We start from the raw sequence: 15,964 nt of genomic DNA on the forward strand, positions 1-15,964 counted from the left end.
CCTCAGCGCACGAACACCCCAGCCTGACCTGCCAGGTCAAGGAAGTACTGCGGCGCGACGCCCAGAACCAGCGTCACCGCGACGCCGACGCCAATCGCAACGGACGTCAACGGCGACGGCACCGCCACCGAAGGCCCATCCCCCTTCGGCTCGCTGAAGAACATCAGCACAATCACCCGCACATAGAAGAACGCCGCCACCGCCGACGACACCACACCCACGATCACCAGCGGCACCGCCCCTCCGGCCGCCGCCGCCTTGAACACCGCGAACTTCCCCGCGAACCCGCTCGTCAGCGGAATGCCCGCGAAGGCCAGCAGGAAGACCGCGAAGACCGCCGCGACGAGCGGCGAACGCCGCCCGAGCCCCGCCCACTTGGACAGGTGCGTCGCCTCCCCGCCCGCGTCCCGCACCAGCGTCACGACCGCGAACGCCCCGAGCGTGACGAACGAGTACGCGGCGAGGTAGAAGAGCACGGACGAGACCCCGTCCGGGCTCACCGCGATGACACCGGCGAGGATGAACCCCGCGTGTGCGATGGACGAGTAGGCCAGCAGCCGCTTCACATCGGTCTGGGTCACGGCCACGATCGCGCCGACGAGCATCGTCAGGATCGCGACCCCCCACATCACCGGCCGCCAGTCCCAGCGGAGCCCCGGCAGCACGACGTACAGCAGCCGCAGCAGCGCCCCGAACGCGGCCACCTTGGTGGCGGCGGCCATGAAACCGGTGACGGGCGTGGGCGCGCCCTGGTAGACGTCCGGAGTCCACATGTGGAACGGCACCGCGCCGACCTTGAAGAGCAGGCCCATCAGCACCATCGCCCCGCCGATGAGCAGCAGCGCGTCGTTCCCCGTCGTGGCGGCGAGGGCCGGGTCCATGGTGCGGACCGCGCCGCTGACGACGTCGGCGATGCCGGAGTAGGCGACCGTGCCCGCGTAGCCGTAGAGCAGGGCCACGCCGAACAGCAGGACGGCGGAGGAGAAGGCGCCCAGCAGGAAGTACTTGACGGCCGCCTCCTGGGAGAGCAGCCGCTTGCGGCGGGCCAGCGCGCACAGGACGTACAGCGGGAGCGAGAAGACCTCCAGCGCCACGAACAGCGTCAACAGGTCGTCCGCCGCCGGGAAGACCAGCATGCCGGCGACCGCGAACAGCAGCAGCGGGAAGACCTCGCTGGTCGTCCAGCCGGCCTTGACGGCCTCCTGCTCGGCGTCGCCGCCGGGCACGGCGGCGGCCTGGGCGGCGAAGGAGTCCACCGGGCGGCCGTGCGCGGCGGGGTCGAGGCGGCGCTCGGCGAAGCCGAGGACGGCGACCAGGGCGACGAGGAGGATCGTGCCCTGGAGGAAGAGCGCGGGGCCGTCCACCGCGACCGCGCCCATCGCCGCGGCGTGCGCCTTGCCCGTGCCGTACCCCTTGGCGGCGAGCGCGACGACCGCGGCGAAGGCGGCCGCCAGGCCGACGACGGAGAGGGCCAGCTGGGAGAGGTGGCGCGAACGGCGGGGCAGGAACGCCTCGACGAGCACGCCCAGGACCGCGGCACCGAGAATGATCAGCGTCGGGGACAGCTGGGCGTACTCGATGTGCGGCGCCGGGATCTTCTTGGGGGCGTCGGCCGTGGCCGATGCCGTCGACCATTCTGTCCACAGGCTGTGGACAACGGCTGCGTTCCTCACTTCGCGCCCTCCGCATTGCTCACGCGAACATCGGGTTCGGGGTCGGTCCGGTGGACCTGCGACATGGTGTGCTCGACCGCGGGATCGAGGATCCGCGTCACCGGCTTGGGATAGACGCCGAGGAAGAGCAGCAGGGCGATCAGCGGTGCGACGACGGCCAGTTCGCGCACGCGCAGGTCGGGCATGGCCCGCACGGACTCCTTGACCGGGCCGGTCATCGTGCGCTGGTAGAGCACGAGGACGTACAGCGCGGCGAGCACGATGCCGACGGTCGCGATCACGCCCGCGGCCGGGTACCGGCTGAACGTGCCGACCAGGACCAGGAATTCGGAGACGAAGGGGGCGAGCCCGGGCAGCGACAGCGTGGCCAGCCCGCCGACCAGGAAGGTGCCCGCGAGGACCGGGGCGACCTTCTGCACCCCGCCGTAGTCGGCGATGAGCCGCGAGCCCCGGCGGGAGATCAGGAAGCCGGCGACCAGCATCAGCGCGGCCGTGGAGATCCCGTGGTTGACCATGTAGAGCGTGGCGCCGCCCTGGCCCTGGGTGGTCATCGCGAAGATGCCCAGGATGATGAAGCCGAAGTGGGAGATCGAGGCATAGGCGATCAGGCGCTTGATGTCCCGCTGGCCGACGGCGAGCAGCGCGCCGTAGAGGATGCTGATCAGCGCCAGCACGATGATCACCGGGGTCGCCCACTTCGAGGCCCCCGGGAAGAGCTGGAGGCAGAAGCGCAGCATCGCGAAGGTGCCGACCTTGTCGACCACCGCCGTGATCAGCACCGCGACGGGCGCGGTGGCCTCGCCCATGGCGTTGGGCAGCCAGGTGTGCACCGGCCACAGCGGCGCCTTGACCGCGAAGGCGAAGAAGAAGCCGAGGAACAGGGCCCGTTCGGTGACGGTGGCGAAGTGCAGCCGCCCCGAGGCCCGGGCCTGGACGATCTCGGTGAGCGAGAACGTGCCGTTGCCGAGCTGGTCCGCGGTGACCGCGTAGAGGCCGACGACGGCCGCCAGCATGACCAGCCCGCCCGCGAGGTTGTAGAGGAGGAACTTGACGGCCGCGTACGAGCGTTGGGCCGCGGCCTCGTCCTCGGTGCGCTCCCCCGCCCGGTCGCCGAAGCCGCCGATGAGGAAGTACATCGGGATGAGCATGGCTTCGAAGAAGACGTAGAAGACGAAGACGTCGGTGGCCTCGAAGGAGATGACCACCATCGCCTCGACCATGAGGATCAGGGCGAAGAAGCCCTGGGTCGGACGCCAGCGGCGGTTGGGCGCCGCCGGCTCCAGCGGATCGGCGTCGTGCCAGCCGGCCAGGACGACGAAGGGCACGAGCAGGGCGGTCAGGGCGACGAGCACCACCCCGATGCCGTCCACCCCGAGCTCGTAGCGGACCCCGAAGTCGCTGATCCAGGCGTGGGATTCGGTGAGCTGGAAGGGCCCCTTGGCATCAGGGTCGAAGCGGACCAACTGCACGCCCGCGAGCACCAGCGTCGCCAGCGAGAAGGCCAGCGCGACCCACTTCGCGGCCTCGCGCCGCACGGCCGGGACGGCGGCGGTGGCGACCGCGCCGACGGCGGGGACCGCCGCCGTGACGGTGAGGAGAGGAAATGACATGGTTCAGACCGCCCTCATCAGCAGGGTCGCGGCGATCAGCACCGCCGCGCCGCCGAACATCGAGACCGCGTACGACCGGACGTAGCCGTTCTGCAGCCTGCGCATCCGGCCGGAGAGGCCGCCGACGGAGGCGGCGGTGCCGTTGACGACGCCGTCCACCAGCTTGTGGTCGAGGTAGACCAGGCTGCGGGTGAGGTGCTCGCCGCCGCGGACCAGCACGACGTGGTTGAAGTCGTCCTGGAGCAGGTCGCGCCGCGCGGCGCGGGTGAGCAGGGAGCCCCGGGGCGCGGCGGCCGGCACGGGCCGACGGCCGTACTGCGCCCAGGCGAGCGCGACGCCCAGGACGAGGACGACCATGGTCGCCGCGGTGACGGTGAGCGCGCTGACGGGCGAGTTGCCCTCCTCGTGCCCGGTGACCGGCTCCAGCCACTTCAGGAAGGCGTCGTTGATGCTGAACAGGCCGCCGGCGAAGACCGATCCGACCGCGAGCACGATCATGGGGATCGTCATCGTGGACGGCGACTCGTGCGGGTGCGGCAGCTCACCGGACACCGGGTCCGGCTGCCAGCGCTTCTCGCCGAAGAACGTCATGATCATCACCCGCGTCATGTAGTACGCGGTGATGGCCGCGCCGAGCAGGGCCGCCCCGCCGAGGATCCAGCCCTCGGTGCCGCCCTTGGCGAACGGCCGCCTCGATGATCTTGTCCTTGGAGAAGAAGCCCGAACAGCCCCGGGAAGCCGATGATGGCGAGATAGCCGAGACCGAAGGTGACGAAGGTGACGGGCATGTACTTCCGCAGACCGCCGTAACGGCGCATGTCCACCTCGTCGTTCATGCCGTGCATGACCGATCCGGCGCCCAGGAGAGCCCGGCTTGAAGAAGCCGTGCGTCACCAGGTGCATGATCGCGAAGACATAGCCGACCGGTCCGAGCCCGGCCGCGAGGATCATGTAGCGATCTGCGACATCGTCGAACCGGCGAGGGCCTTCTTGATGTCGTCCTTCGCACAACCGACGATCGCCACCGAAGAGGAGCGTGACCGCGCCAAACACGTGACCACCGCGGTCTGCGCGTCCGGTGCCCCCTCGAAGATCGCGCCGGAGCGGGTGACGAGGTAGGACGCCGGCGGTCACCATGGTGGCCGCGTGGATGAGGGCCGAGACCGGGGTCGGGCCCTCCATGGCATCCCCCAGCCAGGACTGCAGCGGCACCTGGGCGGACTTGCCGCAGGCGGCGAGCAGCAGCATCAGCCCGATCGCCGTCAGCTTCCCCTCGCCCGCGCGGCCCGCCTCCGTGAGCACGGGGTCGAAGGCGAACGTGCCGAACGTGGTGAACATCAGCATGACCGCGATCGACAGGCCCACGTCACCGACGCGGTTGACGATGAAGGCCTTCTTCGCCGCCGTGGCGGCGCTCGGCTTGTGCTGCCAGAAGCCGATCAGCAGGTACGAGGCGAGGCCGACGCCCTCCCAGCCGACGTACAGCAGCAGGTAGTTGCCGGCGACGACCAGCAGCAGCATCGCCGCCAGGAAGAGGTTGAGGTAACCGAAGAAGCGGCGGCGGCGCTCGTCGTGCGCCATGTAGCGACCGAGTAGAGGTGGATCAGCGTGCCCACGCCCGTGATCAGCAGGACGAAGGTCATCGACAGCTGGTCGAGGTGGAAGTTCGCGTCGGCGCGGAAGCCGCCGACCGGCACCCACGAGAACACCGTCACGTCGAGGGTGCGTTCGTCCCCGCTCCTCCCCAGCATGTCGGCGAAGAGCACCGCGCCCAGCGCGAAGGAGACCGCCGCGACCAGCGTGCCCAGCCAGGGCCCGCTCCGGTCCAGTCTCCGTCCGCCGCACAGCAGCGCGCCCGCTCCCACCAGGGGCACGAGGACGAGCAGTCCGATGAGGTTCTCCACGTCAGCGTCCCCTTAGAGCTTCAGCAGACTGGCGTCGTCGACCGAGGCCGAGTGACGGGCGCGGTAGACCGACACGATGATCGCGAGGCCGACGACGACCTCGGCCGCGGCCACCACCATCGTGAAGAAGGCGAAGACCTGGCCGTCGAGGTTGCCGTGCATCCGGGAGAACGTGACGAACGCCAGGTTGCAGGCGTTCAGCATGAGTTCGACGCACATGAAGACGACGATCGCGTTCCGCCGGATGAGCACCCCGACGCCACCGATGGTGAACAACAGGGCCGCCAGATAGAGGTAGTTGACCGGATTCACTGGGCGACTCCCTTCGGCCCCTCGTCGCGGTCGCGCTCCAGCCAGGCCGCCGACCGCTGCTCCAGCGCCGCGAGGTCCGCGAGCGCCTCCTGGGACACGTCCCGCATCTGGCCCCGGGCCCGCAGCACCGCGCTGACGCTGAGCTCGGCGGGCGTGCCGTCCGGCAGCAGCGCGGGAATGTCGTTGGCGTTGTGCCGGGCGTAGGTGCCGGCCGCGGGCAGCGGGGCGAGGAGACCGCCCTTGCGCGTCCGCTCCTCCGACAGCTGCCGCTGGGTGGCCGCCTTGACGGTGCGCTCCCGGTGGGTGAGCACCATCGCGCCGACGGCCGCGGTGATCAGCAGGGCGCCGGTGATCTCGAAGGCGTACACGTACCGGGTGAAGACCAGGGCGGCGAGGCCCTCGACGTTGCCCCCGGCATTGGCCTGGCCGAGCCCGTCGAAGTGGCGCAGCGAGGCGTTGGCGATGCCGGCGACGAGCAGGATGCCGAAGCCCAGCCCGCAGACGGCGGCGAGCCAGCGCTGGCCCCTGATGGTCTCCTTGAGGGAGTCGGCGGCGGTGACGCCGACGAGCATCACCACGAAGAGGAACAGCATCATGATCGCGCCGGTGTAGACCACGATCTGCACGACGCCCAGGAAGTACGCGCCGTTGGCCAGGTAGAACACCGCGAGCACGATCATGGTGCCGGCGAGCGAGAGGGCGCTGTGCACGGCGCGCCTCATCAGCACGGTGGCCAGCGCGCCGCCGACGGCGACGACCGCGAGGATCCAGAACTGCACGGCCTCGCCCGTCGAGGTGGTCGAGGCGGCCGCGAGGCTCATGCCTCCCCCCCTCGCCGGCCGGGCGCTCCCCCTTGGAGAGGGCCGCCTGGCGCTCGGTGCCGGGGGCCGCCTCGGTCACCAGGCCCCCGGTAGTAGTCCTGTTCGGTCATGCCGGGGAAGATCGCGTGGGGCGATTCGACCATTGCCGTCCTCCAGGCCGGCGAGCAGCTCCTCCTTGGTGTAGATGAGCGACTCCCGGCTGCGGTCGGCCAGTTCGTACTCGTTGGTCATCGTCAGGGCCCGGGTGGGGCACGCCTCGACGCACAGGCCGCAGAGGATGCAGCGCAGGTAGTTGATCTGGTAGACGCGGCCGTAGCGCTCGCCCGGGGAGTAGCGCTCCTCCTCGGTGTTGTCCGCGCCCTCGACGTAGATGGCGTCCGCCGGGCAGGCCCAGGCGCACAGCTCGCAGCCGATGCACTTCTCCAGCCCGTCCGGGTGCCGGTTGAGCTGGTGGCGGCCGTGGAAGCGCGGCGCCGTGGGCTTCTTGTACTCCGGGTACTGCTCGGTGAGGCGTTTCTTGAAGACGTCCTTGAAGGTCACCCCGAAGCCGGCCACGGGGTTCTTGCGGGGGAGCTTGGAAGCGTCCCCCCGGGCAGATCCGGCAGACGAAGACTCAGCTGGCACCGTCACCCTCCTTTCCGTCACGCACAGTGTCCACCCCACCACTGACAATGAGTTCGCGGTCGCGCCGGGAGGCGCGGCGCGGCACGGGCGGCAGGGTCTGGCCGGGCAGCGGCGGCACCGGGTACCCGCCCGCCATCGGGTCGAACTCCCCGCCGGTGCCGGCCGGTTCGGCCTCCTCCTTGCGGGCCCGGCCGCGGAAGACGTCCGCGACGAACGACAGCAGCAGGATCACGAGGACCGCTCCGGCGACGTAGAGGACGATCGAGCGGAAGTCGTAGTCCTCGTTGCGCAGCGCCCGCACCGTCGCGACGAGCATCAGCCACACCATCGAGACCGGGATGAGGACCTTCCAGCCCAGCTTCATGAACTGGTCGTAGCGCAGCCTCGGCAGCGTCGCGCGGATCCAGATGAAGAAGAACAGCAGCGCCGCGAGCTTGGCCACGTACCAAAGGAGCGGCCACCAGCCGTGGTTGGCCCCTTCCCAGAACGCCGAGATCGGGTACGGCGCCCGCCAGCCGCCCAGGAACAGCGTCACGGCCACCGAGGAGACGGTGACCATGTTGACGTACTCGGCCAGCATGAACATCGCGAACTTGATGGACGAGTACTCGGTGTTGAAGCCGCCGACCAGGTCGCCCTCGGACTCGGGGAGGTCGAACGGGGCCCGGTTGGTCTCCCCCACCATCGCGATGATGTAGACGACGAAGGAGACCGGCAGCAGCAGCACGTACCACCGGTTGTGCTGCGCCTCCACGATCGCGGAGGTGGACATCGAGCCGGAGTAGAGGAAGACGGCCGCGAAGGAGAGGCCCATCGCGATCTCGTAGGAGATCATCTGGGCGCAGGAGCGCAGGCCGCCGAGGAGCGGATAGGTGGAGCCGGAGGACCAGCCGCCGAGCACGATCCCGTAGATGCCGACCGAGGCCGTCGCCAGGATGTAGAGGATGGCGATGGGCAGGTCGGTGAGTTGCATGGTGGTCCGGTGCCCGAAGATCGAGACCTCGTTGCCGGCCGGTCCGAAGGGGATCACCGCGATCGCCATGAACGCGGGGACCGCCGCGACGATCGGCGCGAGGATGTAGACCGCCTTGTCCGCGCGCCGGACGACGAGGTCCTCCTTGAGCATCAGCTTGATGCCGTCCGCCAGGGACTGGAGCATGCCCCACGGGCCGTGCCGGTTGGGCCCGATGCGCAGCTGCATCCAGCCGAGGATCTTGCGCTCGAAGACGATCGTCAGCAGCACGGTCACCAGGACGAACACGAAGCAGAAGACGGCCTTGACGACCACCAGCCACCACGGGTCGTGGCCGAACATCGACAGGTCGCCCGCGGCCAGGCCGTGCAGGGAGCCGGCGTTCACGACAGCACCTCCGGAACGTCGTCCGTGCCGGGGCGATGCGCACCGACTCCCCGGGCCGGGACCCGGTGTCGGAGGCGACGCCGCCGCCGGCGGAGTTCAGCGGGAGCCAGACCACCCGGTCCGGCATGGGGGTGATCCGCAGCGGCAGCCGGACGGTCCCCGCGGGGCCGCGCACCGCCAGCAACTCCCCGTCGGCGGACGCCGGTTTCGGCGGCCGTCGCCGGGGAGAGCCGGGCGACCGCCACGTGCCGGGTGGCGGCCAGGGCCTCGTCGCCGTCCTGGAGCCGTCCCTGGTCGAGCAGCAGCCGGTGGCCGGCGAGGACGGCCTCGCCCGCGCCGGGCGCGGGGACGCGGCGGGGCGGCTCGGCGGGGTCGGCGGCGTAGGGCCCGGCCCAGCGGCCCAGGCGGTCCATCTCGGCCCGCACCGCCCGGACGTCCGGCAGGTCCAGCGGGCGGCCGCCCATGGCGTCGGCCAGCATGTGCAGCACCCGGGCGTCCGGCATCACATGCCGGCCCACCATCTGGTCGGGCTTGAGCGCGGCCTCGAACGGCCGTGCCCGGCCCTCCCAGTTGAGGAAGGTGCCCGGCTTCTCGACGACCGCCGAGACGGGGAGGACCACGTCGGCCCGGTCCGTGACCTCGCTCGGCCGCTGCTCCAGGCTGACCAGGAAGCCGGCCGCGTCCAGCGCCTCGCGGGCCCGCGCCGGGTCGGGCAGGTCCGCGACCTCGACCCCGCCGACGACCAGGGCGCCCAGCTCGCCGGTGGCGACGGCCCCCAGGATCTGCCCGGTGTCCCGGCCGGGGCTGCGCGGCAGTTCGGCCACGCCCCAGGCGGCGGCGGTCTCCTCGCGGGCGCGCGGGTCGGTGGCCGGGCGGCCGCCGGGCAGCAGGCCCGGCAGGGCGCCCGCCTCGACGGCGCCCCGTTCGCCGGCCCGGCGCGGGATCCACACCAGCGTCGCGCCGGTCGCCGTGGCGGCGGCCACGGCGGCGGTCAGCGCCCCGGGCACCTGCGCCGCCCGCTCCCCGACGAGGATCAACGCGCCGTCCGCGCGCAGGGCTTGGGTCGCGTCGCCCTCCGCCGTGCCCTCCGCGAGGGCCGTGAGCCACTGCGGCTCGGTGCCGGGCGCGGCGGGCAGCAGGGTGCCGCCGGTCTTCGTCAGGCCACGGGTGGCGTGCGTCGCGAGGGAGAAGACCCGCAGCCCCCCGCTTGCGCCACGCCTTGCGCAGCCGCAGGAAGACACCGGGCGCCTCCTCCTCGGCCTCCAGGCCGACCAGCAGCACCGCGGGGGACCGCTCCAGCGCGGAGTACGTCACCGCCGGTGCGCCCAGACCGTGCTCGCCAAAAGCGTGTCCCCGCCCGGCCACCCGGGCGGCCAGGAAGTCGGCCTCCTCGCCGCTGTGCGCCCGGGCCCGGAAGTCGACGTCGTGGGTGTCGAGCGCCACCCGTGCGAACTTGGCGTAGGCGTAGGCGTCCTCGACGGTGAGGCGGCCGCCGGTGAGCACCCCGGCCCGGCCGCGCGCCGCGCGCAGCCCCTCGGCCGCCGCGTGGAGCGCCTCCGGCCAGCTCGCGGGCCGCAGTCGGCCCTCGTCGTCGCGGACCAGCGGGGTCTCCAGCCGCTCGGGCCGCTGCGCGTAGCGGAACGCGAAGCGGCCCTTGTCGCACAGCCACTCCTCGTTGACCTCGGGGTCGTCGGCGGCGAGCCGGCGCATCACCTTGCCGCGCCGGTGGTCGGTGCGCGTCGCGCAGCCGCCCGCGCAGTGCTCGCACACGGACGGCGAGGAGACCAGGTCGAAGGGGCGGGCGCGGAACCGGTACGCGGCCGAGGTCAGCGCGCCCACCGGGCAGATCTGGATGGTGTTCCCGGAGAAGTACGACTCGAAGGGGTCGCCCTCGCCGGTGCCGACCTGCTCCAGCGCCCCGCGCTCCAGCAGCTCGATCAGCGGGTCGCCGGCGATCTCGTTGGAGAAGCGGGTGCAGCGGGCGCACAGCACGCACCGCTCGCGGTCCAGCAGCACCTGCGGGGAGATCGGGACCGGCTTCTCGTAGGTGCGCTTCCGTCCCTCGAAGCGGGAGTCGGCGCGGCCGGCGGTCATCGCCTGGTTCTGCAGGGGGCATTCGCCGCCCTTGTCGCAGACCGGGCAGTCCAGCGGGTGGTTGATGAGCAGCAGTTCCATCACCCCGCTCTGCGCCTTCCCGGCGACGGGCGAGGTGAGCTGGGTGCGGACGACCATGCCGTCGGTGCAGGCGATGGTGCAGGAGGCGGCCGGTTTGCGCTGGCCCTCGATCTCGACGATGCACTGCCGGCAGGCGCCGACCGGCTCCAGCAGCGGGTGGTCGCAGAAGCGGGGGATCTCCACGCCGACGAGCTCGGCGGCCCGGATGACGAGCGTGCCCTTGGGCACGGACACCGGGATGCCGTCGACGGTGACGGAGACCAGGTCCCCGTCCGGCGGGGCGCCGGTCGACTTCGCCGTGACGGTCATGCGTGCACCTCCGGGTGCGACTGGTCGGCCCACACCGTGGACTTCGCCGGGTCGAAGGGGCAGCCCCGGCCCCTGATGTGCTCCTCGTACTCCGCCCGGAAGTGCTGGAACGAGGAGAAGACGGGGGCCGCCGCGCCGTCGCCGAGGGCGCAGAAGGACTTGCCGTTGAGGGTGTCGGCGATGTCGTCGATCTTGTCGAGGTCGGACATCCGGCCCCGCCCGGCCTCGATGTCCCGGAGCAACTGGACGAGCCAGTACGTCCCTTCGCGGCAGGGCGTGCACTTGCCGCAGGACTCGTGGGCGTAGAACTCGCTCCAGCGGGTGACCGCCCGCACGACGCAGGTGGTCTCGTCGAAGCACTGCAGGGCCTTGGTGCCGAGCATCGACCCGGCGGCGCCGACGCCCTCGTAGTCGAGCGGGACGTCCAGGTGTTCGTCGGTGAGGATCGGCGTCGAAGAGCCGCCCGGCGTCCAGAACTTGAGCCGGTGGCCGGGCCGCATGCCGCCGCTCATGGCGAGCAGCTGGCGCAGGGTGATGCCGAGGGGGGCCTCGTACTGCCCGGGGCCCGCGACGTGGCCGCTCAGGGAGTACAGCGTGAAGCCCGGGGACTTCTCGCTGCCCATCGAACGGAACCAGTCCTTGCCCCGGTTGAGGATCGCGGGAACCGAGGCGATGGATTCGACGTTGTTCACCACAGTGGGGCAGGCGTAGAGCCCCTCGACCGCGGGGAAGGGGGGCCGGAGCCGGGGCTGGCCGCGGCGGCCTTCGAGGGAGTCGAGCAGGGCCGTCTCCTCGCCGCAGATGTAGGCGCCCGCCCCCGCGTGCACGGTGATGTCCAGGTCGAGCCCGCTGCCGAGGATGTCGCGGCCGAGGTACCCGGCCGCGTACGCCTCGCGCACGGCCTCGTGCAGGCGGCGCAGCACGGGGACGGTCTCCCCGCGCAGATAGATGAACGCGCGTTCCGAACGGATCGCCCAGCAGGCGATGATCATTCCCTCGACGAGGGAGTGCGGATTGGCGAACAGGAGGGGGATGTCCTTGCAGGTGCCCGGTTCCGACTCGTCCGCGTTGACCACGAGGTAGTGCGGTTTGCCGTCGCCCTGCGGGATGAACTGCCATTTCATCCCGGTCGGGAAGCCCGCGCCGCCGCGGCCGCGCAGCCCGGAGTCCTTGACGTAGGCGATCACGTCGTCCGGGCTCATGGCGAGGGCCTTGCGCAGGCCCTTGTAGCCGTCGTGACGGAGGTAGGTCTCCAGCGTCCAGGAGCGCGGTTCGTCCCAGAAGGCGCTCAGCACGGGGGCGAGCAGCTTCTGCGGACTCGTCTCGTGGATCTCGGGCGCCACGGTCATCCCTCCCCCTCCTCGGATCCGGGCTCCTGCGCATCACGCCCGTGCGGGACGCCGCGCGGCGGTCCGACGCGGGCGGTGCCGTCCTCGCCGCGGGCCAGCCGCAGCCCCGCCAGCGAGGCGGGGCCCGCCCCGCCGCCCGCCTCGACGGCGCCCGGCCGTTCGTCCGGGAAGCCGGCGAGCAGCCGGGAGGTCTCGCGGTGGGTGCACAGCGGCGCGCCGCGGGTGGGCTCGACGGTGCGGCCGGCGCGCAGGTCGTCGACGATCCGCTTGGCGCTCTCGACCGTCTGGTTGTCGAAGAACTCCCAGTTGACCATCACGACGGGCGCGTAGTCGCAGGCCGCGTTGCACTCGATGTGTTCGAGGGTGACCTTGCCGTCGTCCGTCGTCCCGCCGTTCTCCACGCCCAGGTGGGACTTGAGCGCGTCGAAGATGGCGTCGCCGCCGAGCACGGCGCAGAGGGTGTTGGTGCAGACCCCCACCTGATAGTCGCCGCCGGGCTCGCGGCGGTACATGGTGTAGAAGGTCGCCACGGCCGTCACCTCGGCCGTGGTCAGGCCGAGTTGCCCGGCGCAGAAGCGGATGCCGGTGCGGGAGACGTGTCCCTCCTCGGCCTGCACCAGGTGCAGCAGCGGCAGCAGGGCGCTGCGGCTGTCGGGGTAGCGGGCGATCACCTCCCCGGCGTCCGCCGCCAGCCGCGCCCGCACGTCCTCCGGGTAGTCCGGCGCGGGGAGTCGGGGCATTCCCAGCTGGATTCCTGTCACCTGTCGCAACCTCCCATGACCGGGTCGATGCTGGCCACGGCGACGATGACGTCGGCGACCTGGCCGCCCTCGCACATCGCCGCCATGCACTGGAGGTTGGTGAAGGAGGGGTCGCGGAAGTGCACCCGGTAGGGCCGGGTGCCGCCGTCGCTGACGACGTGGGCGCCCAGCTCCCCCTTGGGCGACTCCACCGCCGCGTACGCCTGTCCCGGCGGTACCCCGGAAGCCCTCCGTCACCAGCTTGAAGTGGTGGATCAGGGCCTCCATCGAGGTGCCCATGATCTTCTTGATGTGGTCGAGGGAGTTGCCCAGCCCGTCGGGGCCCAGGGCCAGTTGGGCGGGCCAGGCGATCTTCCGGTCCGCGACCATGACCGGGCCGGGCTCCAGCCGGTCCAGGCACTGCTCCATGATCCGCAGCGACTGGCGGATCTCCTCCATCCGCACCAGCAGGCGCCCGAACGAGTCGCAGGTGTCGACGGTCGGCACCTCGAAGTCGTACGTCTCGTAGCCGCAGTACGGGTCGGACTTGCGCAGGTCGTGCGGGAGTCCGGCGGCGCGCAGGATCGGGCCGGTCGCCCCCAGCGCCAGGCTGCCGGCGAGATCGAGGTAACCGACGCCCTGCATGCGGGCCTTGAAGAGCGGGTTGCCGACGACGAGCTTGTCGTACTCCACCAGATTCCTGCGGAGCTTCTTGATGAACTCGCGGACCTGGTCCACCGCGCCGGGCGGCAGGTCCTGGGCGAGGCCGCCGGGCCGCACGTAGGCGTGGTTCATGCGCAGCCCGGTGATGAGCTCCAGGACGTCGAGGCACATCTCCCGGTCGCGGAAGCCGAAGACGGCGACGGTGGTGGCGCCGAGCTCCGTGCCGCCCATGGCGACGTAGACCAGGTGGGAGGAGATTCGGTTCAGCTCCATCAGGAGCACGCGCAGGACCGTGGCCCGGTCCGGGACCTGGTCCGTGATGCCGAGCAGCCGCTCGACGGCCAGGCAGTACACCGTCTCGTTGACGATCGGCATGAGGTAGTCCATGCGCGTCACGAAGGTGGTGCCCTGGGTCCAGGTGCGGTACTCGAGGTTCTTCTCGATGCCGGTGTGCAGATAGCCGATGCCGGCGCGGGCGTCGGTGACGGTCTCGCCGTCGATCTCCAGGATGAGCCGGAGCACCCCGTGCGTGGAGGGGTGCTGGGGGCCCATGTTGACGACGATGCGCTCGTCGTCGGTCCGGCGCGCCGCGGCGACGACCTCGTCCCAGTCGCCTCCGGTGACGGTGTAGACGGTCCCTTCGGTGGTCTCGCGCGTTCCGGCCGTTCCGTTGCCGGGGTGTGTGCCGGGAGATGCAGTGGACATCAGCTGTACGACCTCCGCTGGTCCGGAGCCGGGATCTGGGCGCCCTTGTACTCGACGGGGATGCCGCCCAGGGGGTAGTCCTTGCGCTGCGGGAAGCCCTGCCAGTCGTCCGGCATCATGATCCGGGTGAGCGCCGGGTGTCCGTCGAAGACCAGCCCGAAGAAGTCGTAGGCCTCGCGCTCGTGCCAGTTGTTCGTCGGGTAGACGTCGCAGACGGACGGCAGGTGGGGGTCCTCGTCGGGGACGGAGACCTCCAGCCGGATCAGCCGGCCGTGGGTGAGGGAGCGCAGGTGGTAGACCGCGTGCAGCTCGCGGCCCTTGTCGCCGGGGTAGTGCACGCCGCTGACACCGGTGCACAGCTCGAAGCGGAGCGCGGGGTCGTCGCGCAGCGTCCGGCAGACACGGACGAGGTACTCGCGGGCGACGTGGAAGGTGAGCTCGCCGCGGTCGACGACGGTCTTCTCGACGGCGTTGGACGGGAGGAGGCCCTGCTCCTCCAGGGCGCCCTCCAGTTCGTCGGCGACCTCGTCGAAGTATCCGCCGTAGGGCCGGACGGCCTCGCCCGGCATGCGCACGGTGCGCACGAGGCGGCCGTAGCCGCTGGTGTCCCCGCCGTTGTTCGCGCCGAACATGCCGGTGCGGACGCCGATGACGTCGCCTTCGCCGCGCATGCCCGGGACGTGGCCGCTCTGCTCGGTCACTGGAGGAGCCCCTTCATCTCGATGAGGGGCAGGGACTTCATGGCCGTCCGCTCCGCCTCCAGCTCGGCCTCCACGCGGTTCGGGCCGAGCTTCTCGCCCTGGATCTTGCGGTGCAGTTTGAGGATGGCGTCGATGAGCATCTCGGGGCGCGGCGGGCAGCCGGGCAGATAGACGTCGACGGGGACGATGTGGTCCACGCCCTGGACGATGGCGTAGTTGTTGAACATGCCGCCGCTGGACGCGCAGACGCCCATGGAAATGACCCACTTGGGGCTGGGCATCTGGTCGTAGACCTGCCGCAGCACCGGCGCCATCTTCTGGCTGACGCGCCCGGCGACGATCATCAGGTCGGCCTGGCGCGGGGATCCGCGGAAGACCTCCATGCCGAAGCGGGCGAGGTCGTAGCGGCCGGCGGCGCTGGTCATCATCTCGATGGCGCAGCAGGCCAGGCCGAACGTGGCCGGGAAGACGGACGCCTTGCGCACCCAGCCGGCGGCCTGTTCGACGGTGGTCAGCAGGAAGCCGCTGGGCAGTTTCTCCTCGAGACCCATGTGCGGTCGCGCCTCCTTAGTCCCATTCCAGGCCGCCGCGCCGCCAGACGTAGGCGTACGCGACGAAGACGGTGAGTACGAAGAGCAGCATCTCGACGAGCCCGAACAGCCCGAGGGAGTCGAACGTGACGGCCCAGGGGTAGAGGAAGACGATCTCGATGTCGAAGACGATGAAGAGCATCGCCGTCAGGTAGTACTTGATCGGGAAACGCCCGCCGCCGGACGGCTGCGGGGGTCGGTTGGATGCCGCACTCGTAGGCTTCGAGCTTTGCGCGGTTGTACCTCTTGGGCCCGATGTGCGATGCCATGACCACGGAGAAGATCGCGAAGCCGGCACCGAGGGCTCCCAGTACGAGGATGGGCGCGTAGGCGTTCATCCCTCCCCGCTCCTTCCAGTCGACGCTGACTGCTGGCTGTCGGGACCCCGGCGGCTGGACCGCTCACGGGCGAACACCGCGGAAGGATTC

At 71.1% G+C, this 15,964-nt stretch carries 9 protein-coding genes and 5 pseudogenes; all 14 read right to left on the reverse strand.

From position 1 onward, the window contains the following. Positions 1-2 precede the first annotated feature (2 nt). Positions 3-1,673: an NADH-quinone oxidoreductase subunit NuoN gene (gene nuoN / locus ABD794_RS08710; RefSeq protein WP_344962114.1), complete on the reverse strand. Its 1,671-nt coding sequence runs from the start codon at positions 1,671-1,673 to the stop codon at positions 3-5. Continuing rightward, positions 1,670-3,283 carry an NADH-quinone oxidoreductase subunit M gene (locus ABD794_RS08715; RefSeq protein ID WP_344962116.1) on the reverse strand — a complete coding sequence of 538 codons (1,614 nt, stop codon included), beginning with the start codon at positions 3,281-3,283 and terminating at the stop codon, positions 1,670-1,672. Before ABD794_RS08715 ends, nuoN begins: the two co-directional genes overlap by 4 nt. Before the next feature lie 3 nt (positions 3,284-3,286). Further along, positions 3,287-5,187, reverse strand: a pseudogene (gene nuoL, locus ABD794_RS08720) (NADH-quinone oxidoreductase subunit L). Between the two features lie 12 nt (positions 5,188-5,199). Beyond that, positions 5,200-5,499, reverse strand: a complete 300-nt coding sequence (gene nuoK / locus ABD794_RS08725) for an NADH-quinone oxidoreductase subunit NuoK (protein WP_344962138.1) — start codon at positions 5,497-5,499, stop codon at positions 5,200-5,202. Beyond that, positions 5,496-6,320 (reverse strand): NADH-quinone oxidoreductase subunit J, encoded by an 825-nt coding sequence (locus ABD794_RS08730; protein WP_344962118.1) that lies wholly within the window; start codon positions 6,318-6,320, stop codon positions 5,496-5,498. Before ABD794_RS08730 ends, nuoK begins: the two co-directional genes overlap by 4 nt. 7 nt (positions 6,321-6,327) lie before the next feature. Further along, positions 6,328-6,944, reverse strand: a pseudogene (gene nuoI / locus ABD794_RS08735) (NADH-quinone oxidoreductase subunit NuoI); the annotation flags it as partial. Then, positions 6,934-8,259: an NADH-quinone oxidoreductase subunit NuoH gene (nuoH, locus tag ABD794_RS08740; RefSeq protein ID WP_344962140.1), complete on the reverse strand. Its 1,326-nt coding sequence runs from the start codon at positions 8,257-8,259 to the stop codon at positions 6,934-6,936. The gene nuoH and the pseudogene nuoI, both read right to left, overlap by 11 nt. Before the next feature lie 70 nt (positions 8,260-8,329). Next, positions 8,330-10,788: pseudogene (locus tag ABD794_RS08745) on the reverse strand (NADH-quinone oxidoreductase subunit G); the annotation flags it as partial. Continuing rightward, positions 10,785-12,137: an NADH-quinone oxidoreductase subunit NuoF gene (gene nuoF / locus ABD794_RS08750; protein ID WP_344962119.1), complete on the reverse strand. Its 1,353-nt coding sequence runs from the start codon at positions 12,135-12,137 to the stop codon at positions 10,785-10,787. The gene nuoF and the pseudogene ABD794_RS08745, both read right to left, overlap by 4 nt. Beyond that, entirely contained in the window at positions 12,134-12,877 is a 744-nt protein-coding gene (gene nuoE / locus ABD794_RS08755) for an NADH-quinone oxidoreductase subunit NuoE (RefSeq protein WP_344962120.1), read from the reverse strand. Before nuoE ends, nuoF begins: the two co-directional genes overlap by 4 nt. 17 nt (positions 12,878-12,894) lie before the next feature. Beyond that, a pseudogene (locus ABD794_RS08760) lies at positions 12,895-14,245 on the reverse strand (NADH-quinone oxidoreductase subunit D). Continuing rightward, positions 14,245-14,916, reverse strand: a complete 672-nt coding sequence (locus ABD794_RS08765; RefSeq protein ID WP_344962142.1) for an NADH-quinone oxidoreductase subunit C — start codon at positions 14,914-14,916, stop codon at positions 14,245-14,247. Before ABD794_RS08765 ends, ABD794_RS08760 begins: the two are co-directional and overlap by 1 nt. 26 nt (positions 14,917-14,942) lie before the next feature. Beyond that, entirely contained in the window at positions 14,943-15,497 is a 555-nt protein-coding gene (locus ABD794_RS08770; protein ID WP_344962121.1) for a NuoB/complex I 20 kDa subunit family protein, read from the reverse strand. A gap of 16 nt (positions 15,498-15,513) precedes the next feature. Next, a pseudogene (locus ABD794_RS08775) lies at positions 15,514-15,874 on the reverse strand (NADH-quinone oxidoreductase subunit A). Between the last annotated feature and the right edge of the window lie 90 nt (positions 15,875-15,964).

The sequence above is a fragment of the Streptomyces thioluteus genome (assembly GCF_039535865.1).

Coding starts and splice junctions, on each gene's coding strand:
- ABD794_RS08765 (WP_344962142.1), bottom strand. CDS start 14,916: ATGCGCGGCGAAGGCGACGTCATCGGCGTCCGCACCGGCATGTTCGGC.
- ABD794_RS08730 (WP_344962118.1), bottom strand. CDS start 6,320: ATGAGCCTCGCGGCCGCCTCGACCACCTCGACGGGCGAGGCCGTGCAG.
- nuoF (WP_344962119.1), bottom strand. CDS start 12,137: ATGACCGTGGCGCCCGAGATCCACGAGACGAGTCCGCAGAAGCTGCTC.
- nuoH (WP_344962140.1), bottom strand. CDS start 8,259: ATGTTCGGCCACGACCCGTGGTGGCTGGTGGTCGTCAAGGCCGTCTTC.
- ABD794_RS08715 (WP_344962116.1), bottom strand. CDS start 3,283: ATGTCATTTCCTCTCCTCACCGTCACGGCGGCGGTCCCCGCCGTCGGC.
- ABD794_RS08770 (WP_344962121.1), bottom strand. CDS start 15,497: ATGGGTCTCGAGGAGAAACTGCCCAGCGGCTTCCTGCTGACCACCGTC.
- nuoE (WP_344962120.1), bottom strand. CDS start 12,877: ATGCCCCGACTCCCCGCGCCGGACTACCCGGAGGACGTGCGGGCGCGG.